Source organism: Pseudomonas sp. QC2 (assembly GCF_002859085.1).
Lineage (GTDB): Bacteria > Pseudomonadota > Gammaproteobacteria > Pseudomonadales > Pseudomonadaceae > Aquipseudomonas > Aquipseudomonas petroselini.
Window position 1 is genome coordinate 302015 of the sequence record NZ_PKKS01000018.1, and the last position, 18283, is coordinate 320297.

At 57.9% G+C, this 18283-nt stretch carries 15 protein-coding genes; 6 read left to right on the forward strand and 9 right to left on the reverse strand.

The window, feature by feature from the left end; genetic code table 11:
- Positions 1-72 precede the first annotated feature (72 nt).
- From yidC to rpmH, 4 genes are read right to left on the reverse strand one after another with little or no spacing between them, the layout of a single operon-like run.
- Complete coding sequence (yidC, locus tag QCBJ_RS17310) at positions 73-1755, reverse strand: membrane protein insertase YidC (protein ID WP_015886658.1); 1683 nt, start codon at positions 1753-1755, stop codon at positions 73-75.
- Between the two features lie 2 nt (positions 1756-1757).
- A complete protein-coding gene (gene yidD, locus QCBJ_RS17315) occupies positions 1758-2003 on the reverse strand; it encodes a membrane protein insertion efficiency factor YidD (RefSeq protein ID WP_003213574.1) in 246 nt (81 codons plus the stop codon).
- On the reverse strand, positions 1996-2400 hold the full coding sequence (rnpA, locus tag QCBJ_RS17320; RefSeq protein ID WP_010565857.1) for a ribonuclease P protein component: 405 nt from the start codon (positions 2398-2400) through the stop codon (positions 1996-1998). Before rnpA ends, yidD begins: the two co-directional genes overlap by 8 nt.
- 16 nt (positions 2401-2416) lie before the next feature.
- Complete coding sequence (gene rpmH / locus QCBJ_RS17325; RefSeq protein WP_003213577.1) at positions 2417-2551, reverse strand: 50S ribosomal protein L34; 135 nt, start codon at positions 2549-2551, stop codon at positions 2417-2419.
- Between the two features lie 585 nt (positions 2552-3136).
- Between rpmH and dnaA the strand changes: the two genes are divergently transcribed.
- Genes dnaA through gyrB form a run of 4 tightly spaced genes read left to right on the forward strand, consistent with a single transcriptional unit; the run spans position 3137 to position 9330 of the window.
- Positions 3137-4642 carry a chromosomal replication initiator protein DnaA gene (gene dnaA, locus QCBJ_RS17330; RefSeq protein ID WP_012721451.1) on the forward strand — a complete coding sequence of 502 codons (1506 nt, stop codon included), beginning with the start codon at positions 3137-3139 and terminating at the stop codon, positions 4640-4642.
- 38 nt (positions 4643-4680) lie between these two features.
- Complete coding sequence (gene dnaN, locus QCBJ_RS17335; protein ID WP_010207719.1) at positions 4681-5784, forward strand: DNA polymerase III subunit beta; 1104 nt, start codon at positions 4681-4683, stop codon at positions 5782-5784.
- Positions 5785-5804: 20 nt separating this feature from the next.
- Entirely contained in the window at positions 5805-6908 is a 1104-nt protein-coding gene (gene recF, locus QCBJ_RS17340; protein ID WP_012721452.1) for a DNA replication/repair protein RecF, read from the forward strand.
- 4 nt (positions 6909-6912) lie between these two features.
- Entirely contained in the window at positions 6913-9330 is a 2418-nt protein-coding gene (gene gyrB, locus QCBJ_RS17345) for a DNA topoisomerase (ATP-hydrolyzing) subunit B (protein ID WP_012721453.1), read from the forward strand.
- A gap of 104 nt (positions 9331-9434) precedes the next feature.
- Here gyrB and QCBJ_RS17350 read toward each other — a convergent pair whose 3' ends face one another.
- On the reverse strand, positions 9435-10157 hold the full coding sequence (locus tag QCBJ_RS17350) for a response regulator transcription factor (protein WP_012721454.1): 723 nt from the start codon (positions 10155-10157) through the stop codon (positions 9435-9437).
- A gap of 295 nt (positions 10158-10452) precedes the next feature.
- On the opposite strand from QCBJ_RS17350, the gene QCBJ_RS17355 reads away from it, so the two are divergent.
- Together QCBJ_RS17355 and QCBJ_RS17360 are read left to right on the forward strand one after the other, a co-directional pair.
- Positions 10453-11376 (forward strand): FecR domain-containing protein, encoded by a 924-nt coding sequence (locus QCBJ_RS17355; RefSeq protein ID WP_256581520.1) that lies wholly within the window; start codon positions 10453-10455, stop codon positions 11374-11376.
- 3 nt (positions 11377-11379) lie between these two features.
- Entirely contained in the window at positions 11380-13659 is a 2280-nt protein-coding gene (locus QCBJ_RS17360; protein WP_102061242.1) for a CHASE2 domain-containing protein, read from the forward strand.
- A gap of 181 nt (positions 13660-13840) precedes the next feature.
- Here the strand turns inward: QCBJ_RS17360 and QCBJ_RS17365 are convergent, their stop codons facing one another.
- The 4 genes from QCBJ_RS17365 to glyQ all read right to left on the reverse strand — a co-directional run bounded on the left by QCBJ_RS17365 (position 13841) and on the right by glyQ (position 18237).
- Positions 13841-14611, reverse strand: a complete 771-nt coding sequence (locus QCBJ_RS17365; RefSeq protein ID WP_093544813.1) for a 1-acyl-sn-glycerol-3-phosphate acyltransferase — start codon at positions 14609-14611, stop codon at positions 13841-13843.
- 82 nt (positions 14612-14693) lie between these two features.
- Positions 14694-15230, reverse strand: a complete 537-nt coding sequence (gene gmhB / locus QCBJ_RS17370; protein ID WP_012721458.1) for a D-glycero-beta-D-manno-heptose 1,7-bisphosphate 7-phosphatase — start codon at positions 15228-15230, stop codon at positions 14694-14696.
- A 2-nt stretch (positions 15231-15232) separates the two neighbouring features.
- Positions 15233-17287 carry a glycine--tRNA ligase subunit beta gene (gene glyS / locus QCBJ_RS17375; RefSeq protein ID WP_046035860.1) on the reverse strand — a complete coding sequence of 685 codons (2055 nt, stop codon included), beginning with the start codon at positions 17285-17287 and terminating at the stop codon, positions 15233-15235.
- On the reverse strand, positions 17284-18237 hold the full coding sequence (glyQ, locus tag QCBJ_RS17380) for a glycine--tRNA ligase subunit alpha (protein WP_003187265.1): 954 nt from the start codon (positions 18235-18237) through the stop codon (positions 17284-17286). Before glyQ ends, glyS begins: the two co-directional genes overlap by 4 nt.
- Positions 18238-18283: the final 46 nt, after the last annotated feature.

Here is an 18283-nt window from a genome sequence, read left to right on the forward strand (position 1 = left end):
TTCCAAAACAAAAGTGACGGAAAGCAAAACGCCCCACTAGGGGGCGTCTTGAGTGGTTATCCACAGAGTAAATTACGCCGCGGCTTTTGCAGTAGCCGCTTCGATTTTACGTGTGATGTACCACTGTTGAGAGATAGACAACACGTTGTTGACCACCCAGTACAGCACCAGACCGGCTGGGAACCACAGGAAGAAGAAGGTGAAGATGATTGGCATCATTTTCATTACCTTGGCCTGCATCGGATCCGGCGGAGTCGGGTTCAAGCGCTGCTGGATGAACATGGTTGCGCCCATGATGATCGGCAGGATAAAGAACGGGTCTTTGATCGACAGGTCAGTTATCCACAGCATGAACGGCGCCTGGCGCATTTCCACGCTTTCCAGGAGTACCCAGTACAGCGACAGGAACACCGGCATCTGCACCAGAATCGGCAAGCATCCACCCAGCGGGTTGATCTTCTCTTTTTTGTACAGCTCCATCATGGCCTGCGACATCTTCTGCCGGTCATCGCCATGTTGTTCTTTCAGTGCCGCCAGTTTCGGGGCCACGGCACGCATACGCGCCATCGACTTGTAGCTGGCTGCCGACAGAGGGAAGAAGATCCCCTTGATCAGCATGGTCAGGAAGATGATCGACCAGCCCCAGTTACCGACGATGCTGTGGATATGTTGCAGCAGCCAGAAAATAGGCTGGGCAATGAACCACAGGAAGCCGTAATCCACAGTCAGTTCCAGACCTGGGGACAACTCTTTGAGCACGGCCTGGCTTTTCGGACCGGCGTACAGGGTAGCGCTGGTTTCAGCCTTGGCACCGGGTGCGACGGTCAACGCCGGGCCAGTAAAGCCGATGATGTAGTTACCCTGGCTGTCCTTGCGGGTTTGAACCAGGTTCGCATCACCTTTGTTCGGGATCCAGGCGGTCACGAAGTAGTGTTGCAGCCAAGCAACCCAGCCACCTTGAACGGTTTCTTTCAGCGAGCCCTTGTCGATATCTTTCATCGACACTTTTTTGTACGGCTCGTTACTTGTCCACAGGGCAGCGCCCAGGTAAGTCGCGGTGCCGGTGGCGGTGCTGGAAGAAGGATCGGAGCTCGCGTCACGCTTGAGCTGGGCAAACAGGTTGCCGCTCCACGGTTTGCCGCTTTCGTTGTCGATCAGGTAAGTGACCTTCAAGTCGTACAAACCACGGGTGAAGCTGAAGCGCTTGATGTAGTTGACGCCGTCGAGGCTGAATTTCAGGTCGACGTTCAACTGGTTCTGGCCATCGGCCAGTTGATAAGTCTTCTGCTCGGTCGAATAAACCGGACGACCGGTAGCACGTGCATCCGGACCATTGGTGCCGGTCAGGCCGCTTTGCGCCAGATAAGTACGCTCACCACCGTTATCGAACAGTTGGAACGGAACATCCGGATGGTCTTGGCGACGTGGATACAGCGGCAGTTTCAACTGCGCAATATCACCACCTTGTGGGTCGATAGCCAGGTCGAGCACATCCGTTTTGACGTGGATGAGGTCTTTATTGGTGACCACTGGCGTTTCTAAAGGGGCGCTTGTCTCGCCATTCGCGCTGGGAACATCGGCACTCGCGGACGCATTGTTACCCAGCGGGGTGTCCGGAATAGCCGGCGCAGCCTGGTTGGTAGCAACATTCTGAGTCGGCAGGGCAGCCTGTCCATAGTCCTGGTTCCACTTAAGAACCATGACGTAGGACACGATTGCCAGGGCGACGATCAGGATCGTGCGTTTAATATCCATGATTACTCGGCCATCGAAGAAGAACGGGAGGTAGGGATAGGTGGAACCGGGTCATAACCACCGGGATTCCACGGATGACAGCGACCTAAACGACGAAAGGTCAGCCAGCCACCGCGCAGAAGACCATGGTTTTCTATGGCCTCTAACGCGTAGCAGGAACAACTGGGGTAGAAACGACAGTGGTTGGCCATCAGAGGACTAATGGCATAGCGATAAAACTGGATCGGAACGAGGGCCAGTTTACGCATCAAGGCTGTCTACCCCTACAGTTTCGGTGCTGACTGCTGGTGCTGGCTTGTTGGTACGCGCCAAACGTTTCCAGAGCTTGCCGAAATGCTGAATCAATTCGGGGTTTTCTACGTCCCCCAAGCCTTTGCGCGCGACGATAACAATATCCCAACCAACCAGAGTGTCCTGGTGGAGGCGAAACGATTCGCGCATCAGACGCTTGAGGCGATTGCGCTCAACGGAGAGCTTTACGCTCTTCTTGCCGATCACCAACCCGAGACGGGGGTGATCCAGATCGTTGTTACGCGCAAGGAGCAGGAGATTTTTCCCCGGAACCTTGCCGGTGGGGGAGTCAAAGACTGCCTTGAAATGCCGGGGGGTTAGCAGACGCTTTTCCCGACTGAAGTCCTGACTCACCACCAGTACCGGATTATCAAACTGCCAGACGCGCACGACCTTTGGCGCGACGACGCGACAGGACAGCACGGCCGTTCTTGGTAGCCATGCGAGCACGGAAACCGTGGGTGCGGGCGCGTTTGATGGTGCTTGGTTGGAAAGTACGTTTCATGGCGTTGTTACCTGGTTCGTCCACAACGGGCCGGAATGGCCCCCGTTTTAAGAGACCGGCGATTCTAGTGAAAGCAAGCCTCTAGGTCAATTTCCAACCAGCTTTTCCTTTAATTAGATCTCTGCAGCCGATTTGCCCTTTTGCGTCCGCGCCGCTTCCACGGGCAATGCCATAGATATAAAAATAAAGAAGGAAGTTATTTAAAGCTTTTCTGTAAAGCTTATAAAAGCTAGGCAGGCGATCATCTGTGGATAACTGCCTTGAGGCCATGTTCTACGTGATGTACAGAGAATGACAACACGGGGGAGAAACGGTGCTCTGCCTGTGCTGCGCTGTCGGATAAGCTGTGTGTGGAATGGCTTGTTATCCACAGGCCAGTTACCCACAGACTTTCTCCCCCACTTGTGCAACGACCTTAGGTGGGCTTATCCACAGAGCTTATGCACAGACCATTGGTCGCCTTTATTACCCTTAAGACGTTGATTTTGGCCGGTCCGTGATCAACCTACATGTGGATAAGTGGGCGGCTCGCCGCTACAATGGCGGCTGTTTTTGCCTCACCGGCTTTCAACTTAGGGGATATCCGTGTCAGTGGAACTTTGGCAGCAGTGCGTGGAGCTTTTGCGCGATGAGCTGCCTGCCCAGCAATTCAACACCTGGATCCGTCCACTACAGGTCGAAGCCGAAGGCGACGAGTTGCGTGTTTACGCGCCTAATCGTTTTGTTCTCGACTGGGTCAACGAGAAGTACCTGAGCCGCGTGCTCGAATTGCTCGATGAACATGGCAACGGCCTCGCACCCGTGCTCTCCTTATTAATAGGCAGCAAACGTAGCTCCGCACCTCGTGCTGCGCCGAACGCGCCATTGGCCGCTGCTGCGTCGCAAGCCCAGGCGGCACCGGTTGCCAGTACACCTGCACCGGCTCCTTCCAAATCGTCTGCGAAGAAAAATGCAGCCGAGAATGAAGAACCGTCGCGCGATAGCTTCGACCCGATGGCCGGTGCCAGCTCCCAGCAAGCCCCGATCCGTGCCGAACAGCGCACCGTTCAGGTTGAAGGCGCGCTCAAGCACACCAGCTACCTGAACCGCACGTTCACGTTCGAGAATTTTGTCGAAGGTAAGTCCAACCAGCTGGCTCGTGCAGCCGCCTGGCAGGTCGCCGACAACCCCAAGCACGGTTACAACCCTCTCTTCCTTTATGGTGGCGTCGGCTTGGGTAAGACTCACCTGATGCACGCTGTGGGTAACCACCTATTAAAGAAGAACCCGAATGCCAAGGTCGTGTACCTGCACTCGGAGCGCTTCGTGGCTGACATGGTCAAGGCCCTGCAGCTCAATGCCATCAATGAATTCAAGCGTTTCTACCGCTCGGTTGATGCGTTGCTGATCGATGACATTCAATTCTTTGCCCGTAAAGAGCGTTCCCAGGAAGAGTTTTTCCATACCTTCAACGCCCTGCTCGAAGGTGGCCAGCAGGTCATCTTGACCAGTGACCGTTATCCGAAAGAGATCGAAGGTCTGGAAGAACGCCTGAAATCGCGTTTCGGCTGGGGCCTGACTGTTGCAGTAGAGCCGCCGGAGCTCGAAACCCGCGTCGCGATCCTGATGAAAAAGGCCGACCAGGCGAAAGTCGACCTGCCTCACGATGCTGCGTTTTTCATCGCTCAACGCATCCGCTCCAACGTGCGTGAGCTGGAAGGCGCACTCAAGCGGGTCATCGCGCACTCGCACTTCATGGGCCGCGACATCACCATTGAGCTGATCCGCGAGTCCCTGAAGGACTTGTTGGCACTTCAAGACAAGCTGGTGAGTGTGGATAACATCCAGCGCACCGTGGCCGAGTATTACAAAATCAAGATTTCCGACCTGCTGTCCAAGCGCCGTTCGCGCTCGGTAGCACGTCCCCGTCAGGTGGCCATGGCACTCTCCAAGGAGTTGACCAACCACAGCCTGCCGGAAATCGGCGACGTGTTTGGCGGGCGTGACCACACCACGGTCTTGCACGCGTGCCGCAAGATCAATGAACTTAAGGAATCCGACGCGGATATTCGCGAGGACTACAAGAACCTGCTGCGTACACTGACAACGTGATGACACCAGCGCAGCTTATTAAGGCAAGGGACTAGACCATGCATTTCACCATTCAACGCGAAGCCCTGTTGAAACCCCTGCAACTGGTCGCAGGCGTCGTCGAGCGCCGACAGACCTTGCCGGTGCTCTCCAACGTATTGCTGGTGGTCGAAGGCCAGCAATTGTCCCTGACCGGTACCGACCTGGAAGTCGAGCTGGTTGGTCGTGTGCAGCTGGAAGAGCCCGCCGAACCTGGCGAGATCACCGTGCCGGCGCGCAAGCTGATGGACATCTGCAAAAGTCTGCCGAACGACGCGCTGATCGACATCAAGGTTGATGAAGCGAAGTTGGTCGTCAAAGCCGGTCGCAGCCGCTTCACCCTGTCCACCTTGCCGGCCAATGATTTCCCGACGGTGGAAGAAGGTCCTGGTTCGCTGACCTGCAGCCTGGAACAAAGCAAACTGCGTCGTTTGATTGAGCGCACCAGTTTCGCCATGGCCCAGCAGGACGTGCGTTACTACCTCAACGGCATGCTCTTGGAAGTGTCGGAAGGCATTATCCGGGCCGTGGCTACCGACGGTCACCGTCTGGCGATGTGCTCGATGCGTGCTGATATCGGCCAGCCAGACCGTCACCAGGTGATCGTGCCACGCAAGGGTATCCTTGAGCTGGCGCGTCTGCTCACTGAGCCGGAAGGCAATGTCAGCATCGTGTTGGGCCAGCACCACATTCGCGCTACCACTGGCGAGTTCACCTTCACTTCCAAACTGGTCGACGGCAAGTTCCCGGATTACGAGCGCGTGCTGCCTAAAGGCGGTGACAAGCTGGTACTCGGTGATCGCCAGGCCTTGCGCGAGGCGTTCAGCCGTACCGCGATTCTGTCCAACGAAAAATACCGTGGTATCCGTCTGCAACTGGCCAACGGTCAGTTGAAGATTCAGGCGAACAACCCGGAGCAGGAAGAAGCGGAAGAAGAAGTGGGCGTCGACTACAACGGCGGTTCGCTCGAGATTGGCTTCAACGTGAGCTACCTGCTGGACGTACTGGGTGTGATGACCACCGAACAGGTTCGCCTGATTCTGTCGGACTCCAACAGCAGCGCCTTGGTACAGGAATCCGACAACGACGACTCGGCTTACGTTGTCATGCCGATGCGCCTGTAACTATGCTCAGCAGAAGCTAGATGTCCCTCAGTCGCGTCTCGGTCACCGCGGTGCGCAATCTGCACCCGGTGACCTTCTCCCCCTCCCCCCGCATCAATATCCTCCACGGCGCCAACGGCAGTGGCAAAACCAGCGTGCTGGAAGCCATTCATCTGTTGGGACTTGCCCGTTCCTTTCGCAGCGCTCGCCTGTTGCCGGTCATCCAGTACGAGCAATTGGCGTGCACGGTTTTTGGCCAAGTTGAGCTGGCTGAGGGTGGGCACAGTAGCCTGGGGATATCCCGTGATCGCGGCGGAGAGTTTCAAATTCGCATTGATGGGCAAAATGCTCGCAGTGCTGCACAGCTGGCGGAAATCCTGCCGCTGCAATTGATCAACCCTGACAGTTTCCGTCTGTTGGAAGGTGCGCCAAAAATCCGCAGGCAATTCCTCGATTGGGGAGTGTTCCACGTGGAACCACGCTTTATGGCCACCTGGCAGCGCTTGCAGAAGGCCCTGCGGCAGCGGAACTCATGGCTGCGGCATGGTACACTTGACGCCGCTTCGCAAGCGGCCTGGGACCGGGAACTGTGCCTGGCCAGCGACGAAATAGATGAATACCGCCGTGCCTATATCAAAGCCTTGAAACCAGTCTTTGAGCAGACCTTGAGTGAGTTGCTGGATCTCGAGGGGCTGACACTGAGTTACTACCGTGGTTGGGACAAAGAGCGCGAGCTGAGTGCAGTGCTCGCCACGTCCTTGCAGCGGGATCAGCAAATTGGCCATACCCAGGCCGGACCCCAGCGGGCTGATTTGCGTCTTAGATTGGGCGCACACAATGCTGCGGACATCTTGTCCCGTGGCCAGCAGAAGTTGGTGGTGTGTGCACTGCGTATCGCACAGGGTCATCTGGTTAGCCAGGCCCGACGCGGACAATGTATTTATCTGGTGGATGACTTGCCGTCTGAACTGGACGAGCAGCACCGCCGCGCGTTATGCCGCTTGTTGGAAGAATTACGCTGCCAGGTGTTTATCACCTGTGTAGACCACGAATTATTGAGGGAAGGCTGGCAGACGGAAACGCCAGTCGCTTTGTTCCACGTGGAACAAGGCCGTATCACCCAGACCCACGACCATCGGGAGTGAAGGCATGAGCGAAGAAAACACGTACGACTCGACCAGCATTAAAGTGCTGAAAGGTTTGGATGCCGTACGCAAACGTCCCGGTATGTACATTGGCGACACTGATGACGGTAGCGGTCTGCACCACATGGTGTTCGAGGTGGTCGACAACTCCATCGACGAAGCTCTGGCCGGTCACTGCGACGACATCAGCATTATCATCCACCCGGATGAGTCGATTACTGTGCGCGACAACGGTCGCGGCATTCCGGTAGACGTGCACAAAGAAGAAGGCGTTTCGGCGGCAGAGGTCATCATGACCGTGCTTCACGCCGGCGGTAAGTTCGACGACAACTCCTATAAAGTCTCCGGTGGTTTGCACGGCGTCGGCGTGTCGGTTGTGAACGCGCTGTCCGAAGAACTGATTCTGACGGTTCGCCGTAGCGGCAAGATCTGGGAACAGACTTACGTCCACGGCGTTCCACAAGAACCGATGAAAATCGTCGGCGACAGCGAGTCGACCGGTACGCAGATCCACTTCAAGCCATCGGCTGAAACCTTCAAAAATATCCACTTCAGCTGGGACATCCTGGCCAAGCGTATTCGTGAATTGTCCTTCCTCAACTCCGGTGTAGGTATCGTCCTCAAGGACGAGCGAAGCGGCAAGGAAGAGCTGTTCAAGTACGAAGGCGGTCTGCGTGCATTCGTTGAATACCTGAACACCAACAAGACTGCGGTCAACCAGGTGTTCCACTTCAACATCCAGCGTGAAGACGGCATCGGCGTGGAAATCGCCCTGCAGTGGAACGACAGTTTCAACGAGAACCTGTTGTGCTTCACCAACAACATTCCTCAGCGCGATGGCGGTACTCACTTGGTGGGTTTCCGTTCCGCACTGACGCGTAACCTGAACACCTACATCGAAGCCGAAGGCTTGGCCAAGAAGCACAAAGTCGCCACCACCGGTGACGATGCCCGCGAAGGCCTGACCGCGATTATCTCGGTGAAAGTGCCGGACCCTAAGTTCAGCTCCCAGACCAAAGACAAGCTGGTGTCTTCCGAGGTGAAAACCGCGGTGGAACAGGAGATGGGCAAGTACTTCTCCGACTTCCTGCTGGAGAACCCGAACGAAGCCAAGCTGGTCGTCGGCAAGATGATCGACGCTGCACGTGCCCGTGAAGCTGCGCGTAAAGCCCGTGAGATGACCCGCCGTAAAGGCGCGCTGGATATCGCTGGCCTGCCAGGCAAACTGGCTGACTGCCAGGAGAAGGACCCTGCCCTCTCCGAACTGTACCTGGTGGAAGGTGACTCTGCTGGCGGTTCCGCCAAGCAGGGTCGTAACCGTCGCACCCAAGCCATCCTGCCGTTGAAGGGTAAGATCCTCAACGTCGAGAAGGCCCGCTTCGACAAGATGATTTCTTCCCAGGAAGTTGGCACCTTGATCACGGCGTTGGGCTGCGGTATTGGCCGCGACGAGTACAACATCGACAAGCTGCGCTACCACAACATCATCATCATGACCGATGCTGACGTCGATGGTTCTCACATCCGTACCCTGTTGCTGACCTTCTTCTTCCGTCAGTTGCCGGAATTGATCGAGCGCGGCTACATCTATATCGCCCAGCCGCCGTTGTACAAAGTGAAAAAGGGCAAGCAAGAGCAATACATCAAAGACGACGACGCCATGGAAGAGTACATGACGCAGTCGGCCCTGGAAGATGCCAGCCTGCACTTGAACGACGAAGCCCCAGGCATTTCCGGCGAGGCCTTGGAGCGCTTGGTTAACGACTTCCGTATGGTCATGAAAACGCTGAAGCGCTTGTCACGCCTGTACCCTCAGGAGCTGACCGAGCACTTCATCTACCTGCCGTCCGTGAGCCTCGAGCAATTGGGTGACCACGCACACATGCAGGAATGGCTGGCCCAATACGAAGTGCGCCTGCGCACCTCGGAGAAGTCCGGCCTGGTGTACAAAGCCAGTCTGCGTGAAGACCGTGAACGTAACGTGTGGCTGCCAGAGGTCGAACTGATCTCGCACGGCCTGTCGAACTACGTCACCTTCAACCGCGACTTCTTCGGCAGCAATGACTACAAGACCGTAGTAACCCTGGGCGCGCAACTCAGCACGCTGCTGGACGACGGCGCTTATATTCAGCGTGGCGAACGCAAGAAGCAGGTCAAGGAATTCAAAGAAGCCCTCGACTGGCTGATGGCCGAAAGCACCAAGCGTCACACCATCCAGCGATACAAAGGTCTGGGCGAAATGAACCCGGATCAGCTGTGGGAAACCACCATGGACCCGGCTCAGCGTCGCATGCTGCGCGTGACCATCGAAGACGCCATTGGCGCGGACCAGATCTTCAACACCCTGATGGGTGATGCGGTCGAGCCTCGTCGTGACTTCATCGAGAGCAATGCTTTGGCGGTGTCTAACCTGGACTTCTGATTCAGGTAACAGCTGAACCCAAAAGGCCAACGCTTAGCGTTGGCCTTTTTTATTGGGTAGTTTTCGGTGATCTACAAAATGCTCCACGTGGAACATCAGCATTTTCAGCCTTCAGAAGCGGCTGCCACGCTCTCTAATCGGTACCCATACCCGTAGATCGTCAACAGCTGCCAGCCCCGGTCTGCGGTCAACCCCAGCTTATTGCGCAACCGATAGATATGCGTATCGAGCGGCCGCGACGACACCATTTCTTCATGGGTCCAAAACCGCTCGTAGAGGTACTCGCGAGACAATGGCCGCGCCAGGTTGGCAAACAGGCAGCTCGCCAGCCGGTATTCACGTTCGGTAAGGTTGATAGGTTTACCCGCCCGCGTTACGGTCAATTCAGCATCATCAAACGTCAGGTCATTGAAGCTTTGTACTTCATGGGTCGCTGACTTCTGCAGTCCATGTCGACGCAGAACAGCCGTCACTCGCGCTTTCAGTTCATTGGGGCGAAAGGGTTTGCTGACGTAGTCGTCCGCACCGCTGTTCAGCGCAGTTACGATATCGCTCTCGGCGTCACGGCTGGTGAGCATGATGACGGCGGGTGGCGACTCCATGTGTTCACGGGTCCAGCGCAGCAGTGCGATACCGGTAATATCCGGCAGTTGCCAGTCGAGGATCAGCAGGTCAAACGTCTCCCGACGTAGCTGGCGCAGCAGGTCTTCCCCACGTTCGAAGCAATGCAAAGTCCAGGGCTGTTCGGCGGTGCTGGGGATTTGTCGCAGTGTCTGTTCCACCCGGCGCAGTTCCGCGGGTTCGTCATCCAATATTGCGACACGCATGGGTGGGTCCTTTCGTCTTGAAGTACGGCAGCCGTCGGCCGGTTTCGTTTATGGGCACGGACTGCTCAGATGCCGGCCATGGAATCTGAAGAATTGTGCTCAGATTCGTTTGCCCTTGGATCTCTCGATACGCTGAGACCAATGAGGGTTTAATCCATTGAACGTCCTCGCCACCGATGTAGGAAAGATACCGGCTCCCGACCATAAGGAAAAGGATCAGCCGACGCATGCGCTGCCGTAAACTCTTGCGTGCTGATGTCAGTTGCCCTCTGGAACCCCAACCTTGATGAGCGCCATGATCCTTTCTCCGAACCGCTTGCGCCGCGCCCTCCCCCCGTTATTGATCATGGTGGTCAGCTCTGTGGGGGCGGCAGCCAAGGTTCGTTCGCCTTATATCGATGACAACGTTCTGTGCCGAGCCCAGCCTTTACCGGCGATTGTCCAGCATCTCACGGGTGAGGCGTGGAAACTCGATGCCAGGGGCACGGCGAGCCCCTTGCTGGAAGGTATGAGCATCGATGAGCAGGAAGGTGTGAAGACATCGGCTTCGGCGTTTGTCAGCCTGTTGCTCGGTGACGGATCCAGAGTGGTATTGCCCTCCAGTTCGCAAGTGCGATTGCGTCTGGAAAAGAAGCAGTCCATTCCCCAGGTGGTGCTTGAGCAAGGCCAGGCCGAGGCGTATGTGATCAAGCGCATCAGCGACCATGATCGTTTCCAGATCGTGACGCCAGTGGGTGTGCTGGGTGTGCGTGGCACGCACTTCCGGGTGCGCAATGACGCGGAGCAATCGGTACTGGAAGTGTTGGACGGACAGGTCGCCGTCAACCGCGAGGTTAAGACCAAGTCAGTGGAGCGAGAGGTAAAAGTAGGCGCCCGGCAAGGTCTGCTCTTCAAGAAACAGGGCGATTTGAAACCCGTTGAATTACTCGCCGCACCCACGCTTGTGGGACAGGATGGCCAGAAAGGTGATGCACCGGTCTGGAGTCTGTACCTTCGGCCCTTGCCCGGCGCACAGAGGTACCGGGCCCAGGTCGCCACCGACAAGGCCTTTATGAATATCAAGCAGGAAAACTTTTCCGCTGCGCCGAAAATGAGCTTCACTGGGCTCAAAGCCTCGTTCTATCACGTGCGCTTGTCGGCGTATGACGAAAACGGCCTGGAGGGAGAAACCGGGGTCTATGACATCTTCTACTACCCACCTACCGCTCAGGCACGTTGACCTATGATGCTTTGGGGCAAGGCCGAGAAACGTCAACCCACCCATGCCCAGCGCTTGTTCCACGGCTTGGTGCGTGAGTGGCTGTGGATCGGTTTGCTACTGCTGCCCGTTACCGCCTACCTGTCGGTGAGCCCAGGCCTGGCCTTGAATAATCCGTTGTACGACAGCCTGCGCCGCCTCACGCCTCTGCCTGTAGACCCGCGCATCCTGCTGGTGACCATCGACGATTCCAGCCTGAAAAAACTCGGCCAATGGCCCTGGCCGCGCAGCCTGCACGCTGACCTGATCGACCGTCTGAGTGCGGCGCAACCGGCGGGTATCCTGTTCGATGTGATCTTCAGTGAGCCCGGCGATCCGGCTAATGACAAACGCCTGGCCGAGGCGGTCTGCAATGCCGGCAATGTCTTGCTGCCGTTGGTGCGTGAAGGCACGGCGAGCTACAGCCAACCCAGTGCACAGATGCTGCCACTGCTTAAATGTGCCAAGGGCGTAGGTCATATCAATGTCGAGGCAGACAGCGACGGCGTTGTCCGTAGTTTGTTTATGCGTGAAGGTCCACCCGATGCCACCGCGCCGCAGCTCACCTGGCTGGCCTACGAGATGAGTGGCGAGTTATCAGAGATGCCGGGTGAGCCTCAGCCGTTGGTAGCCCAACCCTGGCATCGTGAACATTCAATCCGCATCCCCTTTATCGCGCCGCATAGTCATTTTCCCAGCGTGTCCTACGTCAGCGTATTGCGTGGAGAAGTACCTCCAGAGCAACTGCGCAACCGGCTGATCCTGGTGGGGTCGACGGCATCCGGGATGGGTGATCGATTTGTCACGCCCCTCTCTTCCACGGTGGGCACAACGGCCGGTGTGGAGATCCAGGCCAATGTGCTCAATGGCTTGCTGCAAGGTCGCATTATCGTGGATCTTCCGGGCTGGCTGGCGGCATTGATGGCCACCTCCCTCGTGGCGTTGCTGCTGGGCCTGCTGCTCTACCGTCCACGCTACGCGCTGTGGATGACCCTCGGCTGCATGGCCGGCGCGTTGCTCGGTTCCTGGGCCCTGTTGCGTCTTGGCCACTGGTGGTCGCCTGCGGCCTGCCTGATTGGGTTGTTGCTCAGCTACCTGATCTGGAACTGGCGTCGCCTCAGTGTGATCATCGCTTACTTCGGCTGGGAACTGACACGCCTGGATAACGAACCCAAAGTCCTGCCTGAACGCCGCCGAGCACCCGCCAGCAAAGGCGATGTATTGCAGGCGCGTATCTTCGCCCTGGAGCAGGCCGTAAGCCGCACACGCGACACCCGGCGCTTCATGGCTGACGGCCTGGAGTGCCTGCCGGTGGCGACACTGATCACCGACCCCAAAGGCAATATCCTGCTGGCCAACCGTATTGCCCGCGAGGTGTTCGGCAATGACCTTGTCACCGAAAACTTGCTGGAGCAGTTGGCGGACCTGGGCTACCCGCCGCTGCACAACGGTGTGCGCCCTGCTCTCTCAGCGATGGAGCTGGTGGAGTTCCGCGATATCCACCAACGCAGCCTGCGCATGGAATTGGCGCCCATGCTCCCCGCCGAAGGTGATGTCGCACTTGGCTGGCTGCTGAGCCTCACCGATTTGAGCAAGGAGCGCGAAGCCCAGCAACACCGCGAGACGATGTTGCGGTTCCTCTCCCACGACCTGCGTGCGCCGCACTCGGCGATCCTCGCGCTGTTGGATGTGCATGACGGTGAGTCGCCGGTGTTCGCCAAGATCGAACAACAAGTTCGTCGCGCCTTGAGCCTCACGGAATCCTTCGTCCAGTTGGCCAAGGCTGAGGCTGACGGTTACCAGTTCCAGCCAACATTGTTCGCCATGTTGGTGATGGACGCCTTTGATCAAGTCGCGTTGATTGCCCAGCTCAAGGGTATTCATTTGGTTCACGACTTGGATGAAGCCGACGAGGGCATGGTGTCTGCGGACCAGTCATTGCTCACTCGTGCGTTGTTCAACGTGCTGGAGAACGCGGTCAAATACTCGTCCTCCGGTACCACCGTGAGGTTGCGACACAGCAGTGCGCAAGGCTGGTTGGAATGCCGTATCAGTGACCAGGGACCGGGGATTGCCGCGCAGGACTTGCCTGAGCTATTCAGCCAATACCGTCGTTTTGATTCCGCCCAGGGCAGTGAGGGCTTGGGGTTGGGGCTGACCATGGTCAAGGCGGTGGTTGAGCGCCACGGTGGGCGCATCAGCTGTGAAAGCGTGGTTGGCAAAGGCACCACGTTCAGCCTGCAATTACCCCTGTTGGACGACTGAAAAAACGTACTTTCCTGCTGTGCATAAAAAACCGGTCACAAGGACCGGTTTTTTATGCGGAAAAAACTTATGCACCTTTTCCGTGATTTTATGAGCTTAGGAAATATGTAAGTAAATCAGCTTCTTAAGAGTCAAAAAGCACAATTCGCCAACAAACCGTGCACAGGTTATCCACAGATGGTCAGATCACCGGGGTGTCGACTACAACCGGCTCTGGCGGCAGTGAGCCCATGGCCCGTTGCTGCGCTTCATTCCATGCGGCAGCACGGTCATTCAGTGCGGCAATGGCGCGTGGTCCTTCGCCTTCGGCGTACATAGGTTCACCGATCACCACCGTGATAGTGCCTGGGCGTTTGGCCCAGCCAGTCTTTGGCCAAAACTTGCCGGCGTTATGAGCAATCGGCAACACGGGCAGGTTAGCGTTGACCGCCAACGCGGTACCGCCGCGTGAGAACTTGCCTACGGTGCCGTAGGGCACTCGAGTACCTTCGGGGAAGATCAGCACCCATACGCCATCCTTGAGCAGCTCGTCGCCCTTCTTGGCCACGTGTTTCAGGGCCGCCTTGGGGTTGTCACGGTCGATGGCGATCGGACGCAGCATGGCCATGGCCCAGCCGAAGAACGGCACGTACAGCAATTCACGCTTGAGCACCTGGCTCAGCGGAGAAAAGTACGCCGAGAGAAAGAACGTCTCCCAGGTGCTCTGGTGGTTCGACAGAATCACGCAGGGTTGGTCCGGGACGTTTTCCGCGCCTTTGATCTCGAAGCGAATATTCAGGAACACCTTGGTCAGCCACAACGCACAGCGGCACCAATAGACGTTGATAAAACGATAGCGCGCCTTGAACGGCAGGAACGGCGCGATAAAAAAGCTCAGGGTGCACCAGAGAAACGAACTGGTGCCCAACAGCAGGTAAAAGAAAAAGGTTCTGATGGCCTGCAAAATCGACATGGCGGCATTTACCGTTGCGGGACGCGGCCCGCCTGTTAAAAGCGCACTCCCGAACAGTCCTTGGTCAGGAAGTCGAGGGCGGCTAGTTGTTGATAAGTTCTGCGGCAACGGCCGCCAGATCGTCAAAAATCAAGGTGCCTACCGGCAGGTTTTTCGCCTGGGTCTTTTCGCCTTTCCCGGTCTTAACCAAAACTGGCTGAGAGTCGACGGCTTTGGCCGCCTCCAGGTCACCGAGGCTATCCCCGACGAACCATATCCCAGCCAAAGGCACCTTGTAATGTTCTGCAATGGTTTTCAACATGCCAGGCTTGGGTTTGCGGCAATCGCAGCCCTCATCCGGTCCGTGGGGGCAGTACACCACCAGCCCCACCTCACCGCCCTGCTCGGCCACCAACGTGCGCAAGCGCGCGTGCATGGCGTCCAGGGTGGCGATGTCGTAATAACCGCGGGCGATACCGGACTGGTTGGTGGCAATGGCCACCGTCCAGCCGGCTTTGCTCAACTGCGCGATGGCCTCGATCGAACCGGGCAGTGGAATCCACTCCGCCACCGACTTGATGTAAGCGTCGGAGTCGTAGTTGATCACCCCGTCCCGATCGAGAATCAGCAGTTTCAGCATGGTCAGCTCAGCGTCGAAATGTCAGCGATATTGACGAACAAGCCACGCAGGCGCGCCAGCATCGCGTAACGGTTTTTTCGCACGCCCGCATCTTCGGCATTGATCATTACCGCTTCAAAGAACGCATCCACCGGCTCACGCAAGGTCGCCAGGCGCGCCAACGCTTCGGCATAGTTGCGTTCGGCGATCAGCGGCTTCACAGCGTTTTCAGCCTTGGCGATGGCCGAGTTGAGCGAGAACTCCTTGGCATCGGCGAACAGGCCAGGGTCGACGTCGGCGTTGCCCAGGCCTTCGGCCTTGCTCAGCAGGTTCGACACACGCTTGTTCACGGCGGCCAGGGCATCGGCTTCCGGCAGTTTGCGGAAGGCCTGCACGGCTTGTACGCGTTGGTCGAAGTCCAACGCCGAACCCGGCTGCAGGGCACGTACCGACAGGTACACCGACACATCCACGCCTTCGTCTTCGTAACGCGCACGCAGGCGGTCGAACACGAACTCCAGCACTTGCTCGGCCAGGCCGGCCTGCTTGACCTTGGCACCGAACTGGCCGACGGCGAACACCACGGCCTGGGTCAGGTCGAGGTCGAGCTTCTTGTCGATCAGGATGCGCAGTACACCCAGCGCCGCACGGCGTAAGGCATACGGGTCTTTGCTGCCGGTTGGCAGCATGCCGATACCGAAGATACCCACGAGGGTGTCCAGCTTATCGGCGATTGCCACGGCTGCACCGGTCAGGGTGGTCGGCAGTTCAGCACCGGCACCGCGCGGCATGTACTGCTCGTTCAACGCCAGGGCGACATCGTCCGGCTCGCCGTCGTTGAGGGCGTAGTAGTAGCCGGCAACGCCTTGCATTTCCGGGAACTCGCCGACCATCTCGGTGGCCAGGTCGCACTTGGACAGCAGGCCTGCACGCGCAGCCCAGGCCGCGTCGCCACCAATACGTTGTGCAATATAGGCGGCCAGCTTGGAAACCCGCACAGCCTTGTCGTAGACGCTGCCCAGTTTTTCCTGGAACACCACGTTCTGCAGGCGCAGGTTGAAGTCTTCCAGCTTCTGCTTCTTGTCTTGCTTGAAGAAGAACTCGGCGTCGGTCAGGCGCGGGCGAACGACTTTCTCGTTACCGGCGATGATCTGCTGCGGGTCCTTGCTCTCGATGTTGGCCACGGTGATAAAGCGCGGCAGCAATTTGCCGTCCACGTCCAGCAGGCAGAAGTACTTCTGGTTGTCCTGCATGGTGGTGATCAGGGCTTCCTGCGGCACGTCGAGGAAACGTTCCTCGAACGAGCACACCAGCGGCACCGGCCATTCAACCAGCGCGGTCACTTCGTCGAGCAGGCTTGGCGGCACGATGGCGGTGCCTTCCTGCAGGCGGGCCAGCTCTTCGGTGCGCTTGCTGATCAGCTCGCGACGCTCGTTGGCATCGGCCAGCACGTAAGCGGCGCGCAGGTCGGCGGCGTAGTTGGCTGGCGAGGTGATGCGCACGGCTTGCGGGTGATGGAAGCGGTGACCACGGGAGTCACGGCCGGCCTTCTGGGCAAGGAGGGTGCAGTCGATGACTTGGTCACCGAGCAGCATCACCAGCCATTGGGTTGGACGCACGAACTCTTCCTTGCGTGCACCCCAGCGCATGCGCTTGGGGATCGGCAGGTCGTTCAGGGAGTCTTCAACGATGGTCGGCAGCAGGCTGGCGGTCGGCTTGCCGGTGATGACCTGGCTGAAACGCAGTTTCGGGCCGCTCTGGTCGATCTCGCTCAGCTCCACGCCACACTTCTTGGCAAAACCAAGGGCGGCCTGGGTCGGGTTGCCTTCGGCGTCGAACGCCGCCTGGCGCGGCGGGCCGTCGAGGTTGATGCTGCGGTCCGGTTGCTGGGTTTCCAGTGCGGTCAGCAACACGGCCAGGCGACGTGGCGCGGCGTAGACTTTCTTCGCTTCGAACTTCAGGCCAGCGCTGTGCAGGCCTTTTTCGATACCGGCCAGGAACGCGTCGGCCAGGGTATTGAGTGCCTTGGGTGGCAGCTCTTCGGTGCCCAGTTCAACCAGGAAATCTTGAGCACTCATTGTGCAGCCTCCAGCTTAGCCAACACTTCATCACGCAGGTCCGGGGTTGCCATCGGGAAGCCCAGCTTGGCGCGAGCCAGCAGGTAGGCTTGGGCGACGGAACGCGCCAGGGTGCGTACACGCAGGATGTATTGCTGGCGTGCGGTTACCGAAATGGCACGGCGCGCGTCCAGCAGGTTGAAGGTATGCGATGCCTTCAATACCATTTCGTAGCTCGGCAACGGCAGCGGCTGGTCGAGTTCGATCAGGCGCTTGGCTTCGCTTTCATAGAAGTCGAACAGTTCGAACAGCTTGTCGACGTTGGCGTGTTCGAAGTTGTAGGTGGACTGCTCCACTTCGTTCTGGTGGAACACGTCGCCGTAGGTGACTTTGCCGAACGGGCCGTCAGCCCACACCAGGTCGTAGACCGAATCCACGCCTTGCAGGTACATGGCCAGGCGCTCGAGACCGTAGGTGATCTCGCCGGTCACCGGGTAGCACTCGATGCCGCCCGCTTGCTGGAAGTAAGTGAACTGCGTCACTTCCATGCCATTGAGCCAGACTTCCCAGCCCAGGCCCCAGGCGCCCAGGGTCGGCGATTCCCAGTTGTCTTCGACAAAACGGATGTCGTGGACCAGTGGGTCCAGGCCCACATGCTTGAGCGAGCCCAGGTACAGTTCCTGGAAGTTGTCCGGGTTCGGCTTCAGTACCACCTGGAACTGGTAGTAATGCTGCAGACGGTTCGGGTTTTCGCCGTAGCGGCCGTCAGTCGGGCGACGACTGGGCTGCACATAAGCGGCGTTCCAGGTTTCCGGGCCGATGGCCCGCAGGAATGTAGCGGTGTGGAAAGTGCCGGCGCCTACTTCCATATCGTAGGGCTGAAGTACCACACAACCTTGCTCGGCCCAGTATTGCTGGAGGGCGAGGATCAAGTCTTGGAAGGTACGCACGGCTGGCGTAGGCTGGCTCACGAAATTCACCTGTTACTTGGGCTGCGATTTAAAGAGCGGGAGTATA